This window comes from Pseudomonas sp. HD6515, assembly GCF_024971855.1.
Classification (GTDB): domain Bacteria; phylum Pseudomonadota; class Gammaproteobacteria; order Pseudomonadales; family Pseudomonadaceae; genus Aquipseudomonas; species Aquipseudomonas alloputida.
On record NZ_CP079827.1, the window covers coordinates 486,769 to 503,841 of the forward strand.

Annotated in this window: 13 protein-coding genes and 1 tRNA gene; all 14 read left to right on the plus strand. The window is 57.4% G+C overall.

Going from position 1 to position 17,073, the window contains the following annotated elements:
• The first annotated feature begins 25 nt into the window (after window positions 1-25).
• The 14 genes from KW568_RS02165 to rpsJ all read left to right on the plus strand — a co-directional run bounded on the left by KW568_RS02165 (window position 26) and on the right by rpsJ (window position 17,013).
• A tRNA-Trp gene (locus tag KW568_RS02165) sits at window positions 26-101 on the plus strand.
• Window positions 102-145: 44 nt separating this feature from the next.
• Window positions 146-514, plus strand: coding sequence for a preprotein translocase subunit SecE (gene secE, locus KW568_RS02170; protein ID WP_003255502.1), 369 nt, complete (start codon window positions 146-148; stop codon window positions 512-514).
• 9 nt (window positions 515-523) lie between these two features.
• Complete coding sequence (gene nusG / locus KW568_RS02175; protein ID WP_003255501.1) at window positions 524-1,057, plus strand: transcription termination/antitermination protein NusG; 534 nt, start codon at window positions 524-526, stop codon at window positions 1,055-1,057.
• A gap of 119 nt (window positions 1,058-1,176) precedes the next feature.
• The gene (rplK, locus tag KW568_RS02180; RefSeq protein ID WP_003255500.1) at window positions 1,177-1,608 is read left to right on the plus strand and encodes a 50S ribosomal protein L11; all 432 of its coding nucleotides are present in this window, start codon (window positions 1,177-1,179) and stop codon (window positions 1,606-1,608) included.
• Window positions 1,608-2,303: a 50S ribosomal protein L1 gene (gene rplA / locus KW568_RS02185; RefSeq protein ID WP_003255499.1), complete on the plus strand. Its 696-nt coding sequence runs from the start codon at window positions 1,608-1,610 to the stop codon at window positions 2,301-2,303. Before rplK ends, rplA begins: the two co-directional genes overlap by 1 nt.
• Before the next feature lie 197 nt (window positions 2,304-2,500).
• The gene (gene rplJ / locus KW568_RS02190; protein WP_003255497.1) at window positions 2,501-3,001 is read left to right on the plus strand and encodes a 50S ribosomal protein L10; all 501 of its coding nucleotides are present in this window, start codon (window positions 2,501-2,503) and stop codon (window positions 2,999-3,001) included.
• Window positions 3,002-3,077: 76 nt separating this feature from the next.
• Window positions 3,078-3,443 carry a 50S ribosomal protein L7/L12 gene (rplL, locus tag KW568_RS02195; protein WP_003255496.1) on the plus strand — a complete coding sequence of 122 codons (366 nt, stop codon included), beginning with the start codon at window positions 3,078-3,080 and terminating at the stop codon, window positions 3,441-3,443.
• 220 nt (window positions 3,444-3,663) lie between these two features.
• Window positions 3,664-7,737, plus strand: coding sequence for a DNA-directed RNA polymerase subunit beta (gene rpoB / locus KW568_RS02200; RefSeq protein WP_003255495.1), 4,074 nt, complete (start codon window positions 3,664-3,666; stop codon window positions 7,735-7,737).
• Between the two features lie 64 nt (window positions 7,738-7,801).
• A complete protein-coding gene (gene rpoC / locus KW568_RS02205; protein ID WP_003255493.1) occupies window positions 7,802-12,001 on the plus strand; it encodes a DNA-directed RNA polymerase subunit beta' in 4,200 nt (1,399 codons plus the stop codon).
• A 211-nt stretch (window positions 12,002-12,212) separates the two neighbouring features.
• Window positions 12,213-12,584 (plus strand): 30S ribosomal protein S12, encoded by a 372-nt coding sequence (gene rpsL / locus KW568_RS02210; RefSeq protein WP_003255492.1) that lies wholly within the window; start codon window positions 12,213-12,215, stop codon window positions 12,582-12,584.
• 106 nt (window positions 12,585-12,690) lie between these two features.
• Window positions 12,691-13,161: a 30S ribosomal protein S7 gene (gene rpsG / locus KW568_RS02215; protein WP_003246741.1), complete on the plus strand. Its 471-nt coding sequence runs from the start codon at window positions 12,691-12,693 to the stop codon at window positions 13,159-13,161.
• Window positions 13,162-13,191: 30 nt separating this feature from the next.
• Window positions 13,192-15,339: an elongation factor G gene (fusA, locus tag KW568_RS02220; RefSeq protein ID WP_003255490.1), complete on the plus strand. Its 2,148-nt coding sequence runs from the start codon at window positions 13,192-13,194 to the stop codon at window positions 15,337-15,339.
• Window positions 15,340-15,366: 27 nt separating this feature from the next.
• Window positions 15,367-16,560 carry an elongation factor Tu gene (tuf, locus tag KW568_RS02225; RefSeq protein ID WP_003255489.1) on the plus strand — a complete coding sequence of 398 codons (1,194 nt, stop codon included), beginning with the start codon at window positions 15,367-15,369 and terminating at the stop codon, window positions 16,558-16,560.
• A 141-nt stretch (window positions 16,561-16,701) separates the two neighbouring features.
• Window positions 16,702-17,013 carry a 30S ribosomal protein S10 gene (gene rpsJ, locus KW568_RS02230; protein WP_003186070.1) on the plus strand — a complete coding sequence of 104 codons (312 nt, stop codon included), beginning with the start codon at window positions 16,702-16,704 and terminating at the stop codon, window positions 17,011-17,013.
• Window positions 17,014-17,073: the final 60 nt, after the last annotated feature.

Sequence of the window (17,073 nt, forward strand, 5' to 3'; positions counted from 1 at the left end):
AATGGCCGGCCTGATACAGCGTTACAGGTCAGTAGCTCAATTGGCAGAGCGACGGTCTCCAAAACCGTAGGTTGGGGGTTCGATTCCCTCCTGACCTGCCATTTCACCTCGGTGTGATGGCTTTCTTCTTACAGGATCCTCCTCGATGACCCCCAAAACTGAAGCCCAAGAATCGCGTTTTGATCTGTTCAAGTGGCTGGCTGTAGTGGCTTTGGTGGTTGTTGGTGTCGTGGGTAATCAATATTACTCCGCCTCTCCAATCCTGTATCGCGTTCTTGTGCTTCTCGTCCTTGCTGCTGTCGCGGGCTTTGTAGCTCTGCAGACTGCGAAGGGCAAGTCGTTCTTTGCGTTGGCGAAGGAAGCTCGTACCGAGATTCGTAAAGTCGTGTGGCCGACCCGCCAGGAAACCACCCAGACCACGCTGATTGTCGTGGCTGTCGTGCTGGTTATGGCACTGCTGCTGTGGGGGCTCGACTCCCTGCTCGGCTGGGCGGTCTCCTTGATCGTTGGCTAAAGGTGTCCCGTGGCTAAGCGTTGGTATGTTGTGCATGCTTACTCGGGTTACGAGAAGCATGTAATGCGCTCCCTCATCGAGCGCGTCAAGCTGGCTGGCATGGAAGACGGTTTCGGCGAGATCTTGGTCCCGACCGAAGAAGTCGTCGAAATGCGCAATGGCCAGAAGCGCAAGAGTGAGCGTAAATTCTTCCCTGGCTATGTACTGGTCCAGATGGAGATGAATGAAGGGACTTGGCACTTGGTCAAGGACACCCCTCGCGTGATGGGCTTTATCGGCGGTACTGCTGACAAGCCTGCGCCGATTACCGATAAAGAAGCTGAGGCCATCCTGCGTCGCGTTGCCGACGGTAGCGATAAGCCGAAGCCCAAGACGCTGTTCGAGCCAGGTGAAGTGGTTCGAGTCATTGATGGTCCGTTCGCTGACTTCAATGGTAGTGTCGAAGAAGTTAACTACGAAAAGAGTCGCCTGCAGGTTGCGGTGCTCATTTTCGGTCGCTCTACTCCGGTGGAGCTCGAGTTCAGCCAGGTCGAAAAGGTCTAGGCGGACGAAGCATCCCATACCCCGCAGCCCTGTGTGCTGCGGGGTTTTGTCGTCACTGGGATAAAACGCAAGTCATCCGGGGAGCCATCAGGCGTTCGTACCCGATTTTGGAGTAGCTCATGGCTAAGAAGATTCAGGCTTACATCAAGCTGCAAGTTAAGGCCGGCCAGGCCAACCCAAGCCCACCCGTTGGTCCAGCTCTGGGTCAACATGGTGTGAACATCATGGAATTCTGCAAGGCCTTCAACGCCCGTACCCAGGGTCAAGAAGCCGGCCTGCCGACTCCAGTGATCATCACTGTCTACAGCGACCGTAGCTTCACCTTCGAGACCAAGAGCACCCCTGCCTCGGTTCTGCTGAAGAAAGCTGCTGGCCTGACCAGTGGTTCGGCTCGCCCGAACACCGTTAAAGTCGGTACCGTTACCCGTGCTCAGCTGGAAGACATCGCGAAAGCCAAACAGGCTGACCTGACTGCCGCTGACCTGGACGCTGCTGTACGCACCATCGCTGGCTCTGCCCGCAGCATGGGCCTGAACGTGGAGGGTGTGTAATGGCTAAGCTGACCAAACGCCAAAAGGCAATCGCCGAGAAAATCGAAGCAGGCAAGGCCTACAACTTCGAAGAAGCGGCAACTCTGCTGGCCTCGCTGCCTGCTGCCAAGTTCGTCGAGTCCTACGACATCGCTGTTAACCTCGGTGTTGACCCGCGTAAATCCGACCAGGTCGTACGTAGCGCTACCGTGCTGCCACACGGCACTGGCAAGACCGTTCGCGTTGCTGTCTTCACCCAGGGTCCAGCTGCTGAAGCTGCTCTGGCTGCCGGCGCTGATCGCGTAGGTATGGACGATCTGGCTGCCGAAATGAAAGGCGGCGACCTGAACTATGACGTCGTTATCGCATCGCCTGATGCCATGCGCGTTGTAGGTCAGCTGGGTCAGGTTCTGGGTCCTCGCGGCCTGATGCCTAACCCGAAAGTTGGTACCGTGACCCCAGACGTAGCCACTGCCGTGAAAAACGCCAAGGCTGGTCAGGTTCGCTACCGTACCGACAAAAACGGTATCATCCACACCTCCGTTGGCAAGATCGGCTTTGAAGCTGACAAGCTGAAGGAAAACGTTGAAGCCCTGATCGCTGACCTGAAGCGTATCAAGCCAGCTTCCTCGAAAGGTATCTACGTTAAGCGCGTTACCCTGAGCACCACCATGGGCCCAGGTCTGGTCATCGATCAGAGCTCGCTGAACGTGTAAGAACATGGCGGCGCGACCAGTCGCGCCGCCAGCAAAAATTGGGGTCCCTGCCTGGCGGGGGCTATCCAAGACCGTAGGCGGCGCAAGCCTTAAAATATCAGCCCACGCAGATGGTGCTCCCGATTCGTTACCGAATCAGACACCAAAACGACATCCGGCCTCGGCCAGATGAAACGGTAAAAACCAGGAGTAAACCCGTGGCAATTAAACTCGAAGACAAGAAGGCCATCGTCGCTGAAGTCAACGAGGCTGCCAAAGTCGCTCTGTCCGCTGTCGTGGCTGATGCCCGTGGTGTGACTGTAAGCGCAATGACCGGACTCCGTAAAGAGGCCCGCGAAGCTGGCGTATACGTACGTGTAGTGCGTAATACCCTGCTCAAGCGCGCTGTTGAAGGCACCGAATTCTCGATCCTCAACGACGCGTTCAAAGGCCCGACCCTGATTGCTTTCTCCAACGAACACCCGGGCGCTGCTGCTCGTCTGTTCAAAGAGTTCGCCAAGGGTCAGGACAAGTTCGAGATCAAGGCAGCTGCGTTTGACGGCAATTTCATTGCAGCGAACCAGATCGACGTGTTGGCTACCCTGCCGACCCGCGACGAAGCTATTGCACGACTGATGAGCGTTATTCAAGGCGCCACCAGCAAGCTGGCTCGTACTCTGGCAGCCATTCGCGACCAGAAAGAAGCTACCGCCGCCTAAGGCGTGCGAACTCTTTCAAAATCATACGTTTAATTTGATGGCTGCGTAGGCTGTCACCCCAATACAGGATTGAGTCATGTCTCTGACTAACGAACAAATCATCGAAGCAATCGGCCAGAAAACCGTTCTGGAAGTTGTTGAGCTGATCAAAGCAATGGAAGAAACCTTCGGCGTTACCGCTGCTGTTGCCGCTGCTGGCCCAGCTGCTGCTGCTGCCGTTGTTGAAGAGCAGACCGAGTTCAACGTTGTTCTGGTTGAAGCCGGCGACAAGAAAGTGAACGTGATCAAAGCCGTTCGCGAACTGACCGGTCTGGGCCTGAAAGAAGCCAAAGAGAAAGTCGATGGCGCTCCTCAGGTTGTAGCTGAAGGCGTTTCGAAAGAAGCCGCTGAAGACGCTAAGAAGAAGCTGGAAGAAGCAGGCGCTAAAGTCGAGCTGAAGTAATCTCGACCTTGCGATGCCAGCCTGAGCGTTGAGCGAAAGGCTGATGGCTGGTGGCTTATGCCACCGGCCTTTTTCCGTTATTGGTGGCCGGTCAGGCCGGTCCCGATAACGAGCTGCAAGACACCCATGTGGGTGGCGCAAACCAAGGGGTTTGCACGATTTTCTGGCTGCTCCCGCCGGGAGAAGCCAAACAAGCAGGTGACCAAGCTGGGGAACGCTGATGGCTTACTCATACACTGAGAAAAAACGTATCCGCAAGGACTTTAGCAAGTTGCCGGACGTCATGGATGTGCCTTACCTCCTGGCCATCCAGCTGGATTCGTATCGCGAATTCCTGCAAGCGGGAGCATCCAAGGATCACTTCCGCGACGTCGGCCTGCACGCGGCCTTCAAATCGGTATTCCCGATCATCAGCTACTCCGGCAATGCTGCCCTGGAGTACGTAGGCTATCGCCTGGGCGAACCCGCCTTCGATGTGAAGGAATGTGTCCTGCGTGGCGTGACCTTCGCGGTCCCACTGCGGGTCAAGGTGCGCCTGATCATCTTCGACAAGGAATCGTCGAACAAAGCGATCAAGGACATCAAAGAGCAAGAAGTCTACATGGGTGAAATCCCCCTGATGACTGAGAACGGTACCTTCGTTATCAACGGTACCGAGCGTGTGATCGTTTCCCAGCTGCACCGTTCGCCTGGTGTGTTCTTCGACCACGACCGTGGCAAGACCCACAGCTCGGGCAAGCTGCTGTACTCCGCTCGCATCATCCCTTACCGCGGTTCCTGGCTGGACTTCGAGTTCGACCCGAAGGACTGCGTGTTCGTGCGTATCGACCGTCGCCGCAAACTGCCGGCCTCGGTGCTGCTGCGCGCCCTGGGTTACAGCACTGAAGAAGTGCTGAATACCTTCTACACCACCAACGTGTTCCACATTTCCGGCGAAAAACTCAGCCTGGAACTGGTGCCACAGCGTCTGCGTGGTGAAGTTGCAGTCATGGACATCCATGACGAAACCGGCAAAGTCATCGTCGAGCAAGGCCGCCGTATTACCGCGCGCCACATCAACCAGCTCGAGAAGGCCGGCGTCAAGCAACTGGACGTTCCAATGGAATACGTCCTGGGCCGCACTACCGCCAAGGCTATCGTGCATCCGGCTACCGGCGAAATCCTCGCCGAATGCAACACCGAGATGACCACCGAGCTGCTGATCAAGGTCGCCAAGGCGCAGGTTGTCCGTATCGAGACCCTGTACACCAACGACATCGATTGCGGTCCGTTCATCTCTGACACGCTGAAGATCGATACCACCAGCAACCAGCTGGAAGCTCTGGTCGAGATCTACCGCATGATGCGTCCAGGCGAGCCGCCAACCAAGGATGCAGCCGAGACCCTGTTCAACAACCTGTTCTTCAGTGCCGAGCGTTACGATCTGTCCGCCGTAGGCCGCATGAAGTTCAACCGTCGTATCGGTCGTACCGAGATCGAGGGTTCGGGCGTGCTGAGCAAGGAAGACATCGTCGAGGTTCTGAAGACCCTGGTCGATATCCGTAACGGCAAAGGTATCGTCGACGACATCGACCACCTGGGTAACCGCCGCGTACGTTGCGTCGGCGAGATGGCCGAGAACCAGTTCCGTGTTGGCCTGGTGCGTGTCGAGCGCGCGGTCAAGGAACGCCTGTCGATGGCGGAAAGCGAAGGCCTGATGCCGCAAGACCTGATCAACGCCAAGCCGGTAGCGGCGGCGGTGAAAGAGTTCTTTGGTTCCAGCCAGCTGTCCCAGTTCATGGACCAGAACAACCCTCTCTCGGAGATTACCCACAAGCGTCGCGTCTCTGCACTCGGCCCTGGCGGTCTGACTCGTGAGCGTGCCGGCTTCGAAGTCCGTGACGTACACCCGACCCACTATGGCCGTGTGTGCCCGATCGAGACCCCTGAAGGTCCGAACATCGGTCTGATCAACTCCTTGGCGGCCTACGCCCGCACCAACCAGTACGGCTTCCTGGAAAGCCCGTACCGCGTGGTGAAGGAAGGCGTTGTCAGTGACGACATCGTGTTCCTGTCGGCAATCGAAGAGGCGGATCACGTCATCGCACAGGCTTCGGCCGCGATGAACGACAAGAAGCAACTGATCGATGAGCTGGTAGCAGTTCGTCACCTGAACGAATTCACCGTCAAGGCGCCGGAAGACGTCACCCTGATGGACGTTTCGCCGAAGCAGGTTGTTTCCGTTGCAGCGTCGCTGATTCCGTTCCTCGAGCACGACGACGCCAACCGTGCGTTGATGGGTTCGAACATGCAGCGTCAGGCTGTACCAACCCTGCGTGCCGACAAGCCGCTGGTAGGTACCGGCATGGAGCGCAACGTTGCCCGTGACTCCGGTGTCTGCGTGGTTGCTCGCCGCGGTGGTGTGATCGACTCGGTCGACGCTAGCCGTATCGTTGTTCGCGTTGCCGACGACGAAGTGGAAACCGGCGAAGCAGGTGTGGATATCTACAACCTGACCAAGTACACCCGTTCGAACCAGAACACCTGCATCAACCAGCGTCCGCTGGTGAGCAAAGGTGACAAGGTTCAGCGTGGTGACATCATGGCCGACGGCCCGTCCACCGATATGGGTGAGCTGGCTCTGGGTCAGAACATGCGCATCGCGTTCATGGCGTGGAACGGCTTCAACTTCGAAGACTCCATCTGCCTGTCCGAGCGTGTGGTTCAGGAAGATCGCTTCACCACCATCCACATTCAGGAACTGACCTGTGTGGCGCGTGACACCAAGCTCGGCCCAGAGGAAATCACTGCGGACATCCCGAACGTGGGTGAAGCCGCACTGAACAAGCTGGACGAAGCCGGTATCGTTTACGTAGGTGCTGAAGTTGGCGCTGGCGACATCCTGGTTGGCAAGGTCACGCCAAAAGGCGAAACCCAGCTGACTCCGGAAGAAAAACTGCTGCGCGCAATCTTCGGTGAGAAGGCCAGCGACGTTAAGGACACCTCCCTGCGTGTGCCAACTGGCACCAAGGGTACTGTCATCGACGTACAGGTCTTCACCCGTGATGGCGTGGAGCGCGATAGCCGCGCGCTGGCCATCGAGAAGATGCAGCTCGACGAGATCCGCAAGGACCTCAACGAAGAGTTCCGCATTGTTGAAGGTGCAACCTTCGAGCGTCTGCGTTCTGCCCTGAACGGCCAGGTGGTTGATGGTGGTGCGGGCCTGAAGAAAGGCACCGTGATCACTGACGAGGTGCTGGACGGTCTGGAGCACGGCCAGTGGTTCAAACTGCGCATGGCTGAAGATGCACTGAACGAGCAGCTGGAAAAGGCTCAGCAGTACATCGTCGACCGTCGCCGTCTGCTGGACGACAAGTTCGAAGACAAGAAGCGCAAGCTGCAGCAGGGCGATGACCTGGCACCGGGCGTACTGAAGATCGTCAAGGTTTACCTGGCAATCCGCCGTCGCATCCAGCCGGGTGACAAGATGGCCGGTCGTCACGGTAACAAGGGTGTTGTCTCGGTCATCATGCCGGTTGAAGACATGCCGCACGATGCCAACGGTACTCCGGTTGACGTCGTACTGAACCCGCTGGGTGTACCTTCGCGTATGAACGTTGGTCAGATCCTTGAAACCCACCTGGGCCTCGCGGCCAAGGGTCTGGGCGAGAAGATCGACCGCATGCTCGAAGAGCAGCGTAAAGCTGCTGAGCTGCGCGTGTTCCTGACCGAGGTCTACAACGAGATCGGCGGTCGTCAGGAAAACCTCGACGAGTTCACCGACGAAGAGATCCTGGCCCTGGCTAACAACCTGAAGAAAGGCGTGCCGATGGCTACCCCGGTCTTCGATGGTGCCAAGGAGCGCGAGATCAAGGCCATGCTGAAGCTGGCCGACCTGCCAGAGAGCGGCCAGATGGTGCTGTTCGACGGCCGTACCGGCAACAAGTTCGAGCGTCCTGTGACCGTTGGTTACATGTACATGCTCAAGCTGAACCACTTGGTGGACGACAAGATGCACGCGCGTTCCACTGGTTCCTACAGCCTGGTTACCCAGCAGCCGCTGGGTGGTAAGGCGCAGTTCGGTGGTCAGCGTTTCGGGGAGATGGAAGTGTGGGCGCTGGAAGCATACGGCGCGGCATACACCCTGCAAGAAATGCTCACAGTGAAGTCGGACGACGTGAACGGCCGTACCAAGATGTACAAGAACATCGTGGATGGCGATCACCGTATGGAGCCGGGCATGCCCGAGTCCTTCAACGTGTTGATCAAAGAGATCCGTTCGCTCGGTATCGATATCGATCTGGAAACCGAATAACACGTGACGCGAAGGGGAGTGGGGCAGGTAATGCCCGCTCCCTGCTCCGCCAGGAGGAAAGGCCTTGAAAGACCTACTGAATTTGCTGAAAAACCAGGGTCAAGTCGAAGAGTTCGACGCCATCCGCATCGGTCTGGCGTCGCCTGAAATGATCCGTTCGTGGTCGTTCGGTGAAGTTAAGAAGCCGGAAACCATCAACTACCGTACGTTCAAGCCTGAGCGTGACGGCCTGTTCTGCGCCAAGATCTTTGGCCCAGTCAAGGACTACGAGTGCCTGTGCGGCAAGTACAAGCGCCTCAAGCACCGCGGCGTAATCTGCGAGAAGTGCGGCGTTGAAGTTGCCCTGGCGAAGGTTCGTCGTGAGCGCATGGCGCACATCGAGCTGGCCTCGCCGGTTGCCCACATCTGGTTCCTGAAGTCGCTGCCGTCCCGTATCGGCCTGCTGATGGACATGACCCTGCGTGATATCGAACGCGTGCTCTACTTCGAGAGCTATGTCGTTATCGACCCGGGCATGACTACCCTGGAAAAGGGCCAGCTGCTGAACGACGAGCAGTACTTCGAAGCGCTGGAAGAGTTCGGTGACGACTTTGACGCCCGCATGGGTGCCGAGGCTGTCCGCGAGCTGCTGCACGCTATCGACCTGGAGCACGAGATCGGCCGCCTGCGCGAAGAAATTCCGCAGACCAACTCGGAAACCAAGATCAAGAAGCTTTCCAAGCGTCTGAAGCTGATGGAAGCTTTCCAGGGCTCGGGCAACCTGCCTGAGTGGATGGTCCTGACCGTCCTGCCAGTGCTGCCGCCGGACCTGCGTCCGCTGGTTCCGCTGGATGGTGGCCGTTTCGCGACTTCCGACCTGAACGACCTGTATCGTCGGGTGATCAACCGTAACAACCGTCTGAAGCGCCTGCTGGATCTGTCGGCGCCGGACATCATCGTGCGCAACGAAAAGCGCATGCTGCAGGAAGCGGTCGACGCCCTGCTGGACAACGGCCGCCGTGGTCGCGCCATCACTGGCTCGAACAAGCGTCCGCTGAAGTCCCTGGCCGACATGATCAAAGGTAAGCAAGGTCGCTTCCGTCAGAACTTGCTCGGTAAGCGTGTTGACTACTCCGGCCGTTCGGTAATTACCGTAGGTCCGACCCTGCGTCTGCACCAGTGCGGTCTGCCGAAGAAGATGGCCCTCGAGCTGTTCAAGCCGTTCATTTTCGGCAAGCTGGAAATGCGTGGTCTGGCGACCACCATCAAGGCTGCCAAGAAGATGGTCGAGCGCGAGCTGCCAGAGGTGTGGGACGTTCTCGCCGAAGTGATTCGCGAACACCCCGTACTGCTCAACCGTGCACCGACTCTTCACCGTCTGGGTATCCAGGCGTTTGAACCCGTACTGATCGAAGGTAAGGCTATCCAGCTGCACCCGCTGGTCTGTGCTGCGTACAACGCCGACTTCGACGGCGACCAGATGGCCGTTCACGTGCCGCTGACCCTGGAAGCCCAGCTCGAAGCGCGTGCGCTGATGATGTCGACCAACAACATCCTGTCGCCAGCCAACGGTGAGCCAATCATCGTTCCGTCGCAGGACGTTGTACTGGGTCTGTATTACATGACCCGTGAAGCGATCAATGCCAAGGGCGAGGGTCGCGTGTTCGCCGACCTGCAGGAAGTCGACCGCGTATTCCGCGCCGGCGAAGCCGCCCTGCACGCGAAAATCAAGGTTCGTATCAACGAAACCGTGAAAGAGCGTGATGGCTCGGTGGTCAAGAACACCCGCATCGTCGACACCACCGTTGGCCGTGCGCTGCTGTTCCAGGTTGTGCCAGCAGGTCTGCCTTACGACGTGGTCAACCAGCCGATGAAGAAAAAGGCGATCTCCAAGCTGATCAACCAGTGCTATCGCGTGGTTGGTCTGAAAGAGACCGTTATCTTCGCCGACCAGCTGATGTACACCGGTTTCGCTTACTCGACCATTTCCGGCGTTTCCATCGGTGTTAACGACTTCGTTATCCCGGACGAGAAAGCCCGCATCATCGGTAACGCTACCGACGAAGTGAAGGAAATCGAGAGCCAGTACGCCTCCGGTCTGGTAACCCAGGGCGAGAAGTACAACAAAGTCATCGACTTGTGGTCGAAGGCGAACGACGAAGTGTCCAAGGCGATGATGGCCAACCTCTCGAAAGAGAAGGTCATCGACCGCGAAGGCAAGGAAGTCGAGCAAGAGTCCTTCAACTCGATGTACATGATGGCTGACTCGGGTGCGCGGGGTTCCGCAGCCCAGATCCGTCAGCTGGCCGGTATGCGTGGTCTGATGGCCAAGCCGGACGGCTCCATCATCGAGACGCCGATCACTGCGAACTTCCGTGAAGGTCTGAGCGTACTTCAGTACTTCATCTCGACTCACGGTGCTCGTAAGGGTCTGGCGGATACCGCACTGAAAACCGCTAACTCCGGTTACCTGACTCGTCGTCTGGTGGACGTTGCCCAGGATCTGGTTGTGACCGAGATCGACTGCGGTACCGATCAGGGCCTGGTGATGACGCCACACATCGAAGGCGGCGACGTTGTAGAGCCGCTGGGTGAGCGTGTATTGGGTCGTGTCATCGCCCGTGACGTGTTCAAGCCAGGCACCGAGGACGTTATCGTTCCGGCCGGTACCTTGGTCGACGAGCAGTGGGTTGAGTTCATCGAGCTGAACAGCATCGACGAAGTGATCGTGCGTTCGCCGATCAACTGCGAAACCCGCTACGGCATCTGCGCCAAGTGCTACGGTCGTGACCTGGCTCGCGGTCACCAGGTGAACATCGGTGAAGCTGTCGGCGTTATCGCTGCCCAGTCGATCGGTGAGCCGGGTACCCAGCTGACCATGCGTACGTTCCACATCGGTGGTGCCGCAAGCCGTACTTCGGCTGCCGACAGCGTCCAGGTGAAGAATGGCGGTATGGTGCGTCTGCACAACCTGAAGCAGGTTGAGCGTGCCGACGGTAACCTGGTTGCCGTATCGCGTTCGGGTGAGTTGGCGATTGCCGACGAGTTCGGTCGTGAGCGTGAGCGCTACAAGCTGCCTTACGGTGCGGTGATTTCGGTCAAGGAAGGTGAAAAGGTCGAAGCTGGCGCCATCGTCGCCAAGTGGGACCCGCACACTCACCCGATCGTTACCGAGCTGAAAGGTACCGTGACCTTCGTGGGCATGGAAGAAAACATCACCATCAAGCGTCAGACCGATGAACTGACTGGCTTGACCAACATTGAAGTACTGGACGTCAAGGATCGCCCTGCCGCGGGCAAGGAAATCCGTCCAGCAATCAAGATGGTCGATGCCTCAGGCAAGGACCTGTACCTGCCAGGTACCGACGTACCTGCCCAGTACTTCCTGCCAGCCAACGCCCTTGTCGGTGTGGCTGACGGTGCGCAGATCGGTGTTGGTGACGTTATCGCGCGTATCCCGCAAGAAACGTCGAAGACCCGTGACATTACCGGTGGTCTGCCGCGTGTTGCCGACCTGTTCGAAGCGCGTCGTCCGAAAGAAGCCTCGATTCTGGCTGAAGTCAGCGGCACCATCGCATTCGGTAAAGAGACCAAGGGCAAGCGTCGCCTGGTAATCACTCCGACCGACGGTAGCGATCCGTACGAAGAGCTGATTCCGAAGTGGCGCCACCTGAACGTCTTCGAAGGTGAACAGGTAAACCGCGGCGAAGTTATCTCCGACGGCCCGAGCGATCCGCATGACATCCTGCGTCTGCTGGGTGTGAGCGCGCTGGCGAAGTACATCGTCAACGAGATCCAGGATGTTTACCGTCTGCAAGGCGTGAAGATCAACGACAAGCACATCGAGACCATCCTGCGTCAGATGCTTCGCAAGGTCGAGATCTCCGAGTCGGGCGATTCCAGCTTCATCAAGGGCGACCAGATGGAACTGACCCAGGTGCTGGTAGAGAACGAGCGTCTCGCTGGCGAGGACAAGTTCATCTCCAAGTTCACCCGTGTGCTGCTGGGTATCACCAAGGCCTCGCTGTCCACCGAGTCGTTCATCTCCGCGGCTTCCTTCCAGGAAACCACCCGCGTACTGACCGAAGCGGCTGTAACCGGCAAGCGCGACTACCTGCGCGGCCTGAAAGAGAACGTGGTCGTGGGTCGTCTGATCCCGGCTGGTACTGGTCTGGCCTACCACAGCGAGCGTAAGCGTCGCCGTGATGCCGACAAACCGCTGCGTGTAAGCGCCAGTGAAGTGGAAGCTGCACTGACTGAAGCGCTGAATTCCAGCGGTAACTAAGTACAGGGCAAGGCCCCGGCAAGCCTCGGGCGAGCATCGGCGACATGAAATGTTGCCGATGATCGGGCGGGGAGGGCCGGGGCCTCGTCTTGACTGGGTGCAAGATCCTCTTTAGACTTTTGTACCCTTAAATTTGGTGAGGCTCCGTCTCGCCAATTTTTGGCTTTCTTGCAAGACAATAGAGTCGCAAGACAATCAGTGGAGCTAGTAGATGGCAACTATCAACCAGCTGGTACGTCAGCCGCGTAAGCGTTCGGTCGAGAAGTCCGACGTTCCTGCGCTGCAGAACTGCCCGCAGCGTCGTGGCGTGTGCACCCGTGTGTACACCACCACGCCGAAAAAACCTAACTCGGCACTGCGTAAAGTATGCCGTGTGCGTCTGACCAACGGTTTCGAGGTTTCCTCGTACATCGGTGGTGAAGGCCACAACCTGCAAGAGCACAGCGTCGTCCTGATTCGTGGCGGCCGTGTAAAAGACTTGCCAGGTGTTCGTTACCACACCGTTCGCGGCTCTCTGGATACTTCGGGCGTTAAAGGCCGTAACCAGGGTCGTTCGAAGTACGGTACCAAGCGTCCGAAGTAATCGGTCGTTTGCAGACATCCATTTTTTTGAGTCGATAAGAGTAAGGTCGGGCGTGGGTCGAATGACCTGGTCCCGGGCTAACCTGAAGACCGTTTGAGGGCTTATCATGCCAAGACGTCGTGTAGCAGCAAAACGTGAGATCCTTGACGATCCGAAGTACGGATCCCAGATCCTCGCGAAGTTCATGAACCACGTGATGGAAAGCGGCAAGAAGGCCGTAGCCGAGCGCATCGTTTACGGTGCCCTGGATACCGTCAAAGCACGCAAGAACAGCGACCCCCTGGAAATCTTCGAGAAAGCTCTCGACGCCATCGCTCCGCTGGTCGAAGTAAAGTCCCGTCGTGTCGGCGGTGCCACTTACCAGGTTCCGGTTGAAGTTCGTCCATCCCGTCGTAACGCTCTGGCAATGCGCTGGCTCGTAGACTACGCCCGCAAGCGCGGCGAGAAGTCGATGGCTCTGCGTCTGGCCGGCGAGCTGCTGGATGCTGCCGAAGGCAAGGGTGCTGCAGTCAAGAAGCGTGAAGACGTTCACCGTATGGCTGAAGCCAACAAAGCGTTCTCGCACTACCGCTTCTAATTCAAGCATCAATCTTTTTGCGAGGGCTTTATGGCTCGTACTACAGCAATTAACCGCTACCGTAACATTGGTATCTGTGCCCACGTTGACGCGGGCAAGACCACCACTACCGAGCGGATCCTGTTCTACACAGGTCTGAGCCACAAAATGGGCGAGGTGCATGACGGCGCCGCGACCACCGACTGGATGGTGCAGGAGCAGGAGCGGGGTATCACCATTACCTCCGCTGCCGTTACCACCTTCTGGAAAGGTTCCCGTGGTCAGTATGACAACTACCGCGTAAACGTCATCGATACCCCTGGCCACGTTGACTTCACCATTGAAGTAGAGCGTTCGCTGCGTGTACTCGACGGCGCGGTCGTTGTGTTCTGTGGCACCTCCGGCGTTGAGCCGCAGTCCGAAACCGTATGGCGTCAGGCCAACAAGTACGGCGTTCCGCGTGTTGTTTACGTGAACAAGATGGACCGTGCTGGTGCAAACTTCCTGCGCGTCGTAGGTCAGATCAAGAACCGTCTGGGTCACACTCCGGTTCCTGTTCAGCTGGCCATCGGTTCGGAAGATAACTTCCAGGGTCAGGTTGACCTGATCAAGATGAAGGCTATCTACTGGAACGACGACGACAAGGGTACTACCTACCGCGAGGAAGAAATTCCTGCGGATATGGTCGAGCTGGCTAACGAATGGCGCAACAACATGGTTGAAGCCGCCGCCGAAGCCACCGAAGAGCTGATGAACAAGTACCTTGAAGAAGGTGAGCTGTCCGTCGAAGAGATCAAGGCAGGCCTGCGCGCGCGCACGCTGGCCAGCGAGATCGTTCCGGCTGTCTGCGGTTCGTCGTTCAAGAACAAGGGTGTTCCCCTGGTTCTCGACGCCGTTATCGACTTCCTGCCAGCTCCGACCGAGATCCCTGCGATCAAGGGTATCCACCCTGACCTGATCGATGTGCCTAAGGACGAAGTCAAGCCAGAGCAATTCGACGAGCGTCATGCTGACGACGACGAGCCGTTCTCGGCCCTGGCCTTCAAGATTGCCACCGACCCGTTCGTTGGTACTCTGACCTTCGTTCGCGTTTACTCGGGCTTCCTGACCTCCGGTGACTCCGTCATCAACTCGGTCAAGGGCAAGAAAGAGCGCGTTGGTCGTATGGTCCAGATGCACGCCAACCAGCGTGAAGAGATCAAAGAAGTACGTGCAGGCGACATCGCTGCTCTGATCGGCATGAAGGACGTCACCACTGGTGATACCCTGTGCAACGCCGACAAGCCGATCATCCTTGAGCGTATGGACTTCCCTGAGCCTGTGATTTCGCTCTCTGTAGAGCCGAAAACCAAGCAGGACCAGGAGAAGATGGGTATCGCACTGGGCAAGCTGGCTCAGGAAGACCCATCGTTCCGCGTCAAGACCGATGAAGAAACCGGTCAGACCATCATCTCCGGTATGGGTGAGCTGCACCTGGATATCCTCGTTGACCGCATGAAGCGCGAATTCAACGTCGAAGCCAACATCGGCAAGCCGCAGGTTTCGTACCGCGAGAAGATCACCAAATCCAACGTCGAGATCGAAGGCAAGTTCGTTCGTCAGTCGGGTGGTCGTGGTCAGTTCGGTCACTGCTGGGTTCGCTTCTCCGAGCCGGACGTGGACGACAAGGGCAACATCACTGAAGGTCTGGTGTTCTCCAACGAAGTCGTTGGTGGTGTGATTCCTAAGGAATACATCCCTGCGATCCAGAAGGGTATCGAAGAGCAGATGAAAAACGGCGTTGTTGCCGGTTATCCTCTGATCGGCCTGAAGGCCGCGGTATTCGACGGTTCGTACCACGACGTCGACTCCAACGAAATGGCGTTCAAAATCGCTGCTTCGATGGCGACCAAGCAACTGGCCCAGAAGGGCGGTGGCGTGGTTCTCGAGCCGATCATGAAAGTCGAAGTTGTAACCCCGGAAGACTACCTGGGTGACGTGATGGGTGACCTGAACCGTCGTCGTGGTCTGGTCCAGGGTATGGATGAGTCGGTCTCTGGCCGTGTCGTCCGTGCTGAAGTACCGCTCGGAGAGATGTTCGGTTACGCAACCGACGTTCGTTCCATGTCTCAGGGTCGCGCAAGCTACTCCATGGAATTCTCCAAATACGCCGAAGCTCCGTCGAACATCGTCGAAGCACTCGTTAAAAAACAAGGCTAATCCCCTTTAGGCAAGAGGTTCACTGTCGTGGCTAAAGAAAAATTTGATCGTTCCCTTCCCCACGTTAACGTCGGCACCATCGGCCACGTTGACCACGGTAAGACCACTCTGACCGCAGCTCTGACTCGCGTTTGCTCCGAAGTTTTCGGTTCGGCAATCGTTGAGTTCGACAAGATCGACTCGGCTCCGGAAGAAAAAGCGCGCGGTATCACCATCAACACCGCTCACGTTGAGTACAACTCGACCATTCGTCACTACGCTCACGTTGACTGCCCAGGTCACGCTGACTACGTGAAGAACATGATCACCGGTGCTGCCCAGATGGACGGCGCGATCCTGGTTTGCTCGGCCGCCGATGGTCCGATGCCACAAACCCGTGAGCACATCCTGCTGTCCCGTCAGGTAGGCGTTCCGTACATCGTGGTCTTCCTGAACAAGGCTGACCTGGTAGACGACGCTGAGCTGCTGGAACTGGTCGAGATGGAAGTTCGCGACCTGCTGTCCACCTATGACTTCCCAGGCGACGACACCCCGATCATCATCGGTTCGGCTCGTATGGCGCTGGAAGGCAAAGACGACAACGAAATGGGCACTACCGCTGTTAAGAAGCTGGTAGAAACTCTGGACAGCTACATTCCTGAGCCAGTTCGTGCTATCGACCAGCCGTTCCTGATGCCGATCGAAGACGTGTTCTCGATTTCGGGTCGTGGTACCGTTGTTACCGGTCGTATCGAGCGTGGTATCGTCCGCGTTCAGGATCCGCTGGAAATCGTTGGTCTGCGTGACACCACCACCACCACCTGCACCGGTGTTGAGATGTTCCGCAAGCTGCTGGACGAAGGTCGTGCTGGCGAGAACTGCGGCGTTCTGCTGCGTGGCACCAAGCGTGACGACGTTGAGCGTGGTCAGGTTCTGGTCAAGCCAGGTTCGGTCAAGCCGCACACCAAGTTCACCGCAGAAGTCTACGTCCTGTCGAAGGAAGAAGGCGGCCGTCACACTCCGTTCTTCAAAGGCTACCGTCCACAGTTCTACTTCCGTACCACTGACGTGACCGGTAACTGCGAACTGCCGGAAGGCGTTGAAATGGTAATGCCAGGTGACAACATTCAGATGACTGTTACCCTGATCAAGACCATCGCAATGGAAGACGGTCTGCGCTTCGCTATCCGTGAAGGCGGTCGTACCGTCGGCGCCGGCGTTGTGGCCAAAATCATCGAGTAATCACTCGACCGATTGAAAAAAACCCCCGCTCAGCGGGGGTTTTTTTATTGGGTTGACACTAATTGGGGGCGTCTATAGAATCACGCCTCCTTTTAGCGGGCGTAGTGCGTCCGTTGGGAACAGCCTGGAGTCTGAAATCCAATGCAAAATCAGCAAATCCGTATCAGGTTGAAGGCTTTCGACCATCGCCTGATCGACCAATCCACCCAGGAAATCGTGGAAACCGCGAAACGTACTGGTGCACAAGTGCGTGGTCCAATTCCACTGCCTACCCGCAAAGAGCGTTTCACCGTTCTGGTTTCCCCGCACGTCAACAAAGACGCGCGTGACCAGTACGAGATTCGCACTCATAAGCGTGTTCTGGACATCGTCCAGCCAACGGATAAAACCGTTGACGCGCTGATGAAGCTTGATCTGGCGGCAGGTGTGGAAGTACAGATCAGCCTCGGCTAAGACTTCGGTCTAGTCGTGTAACGCTCTGAAATGGGCGGCCATAGCGGGTGAAAGCCCCGT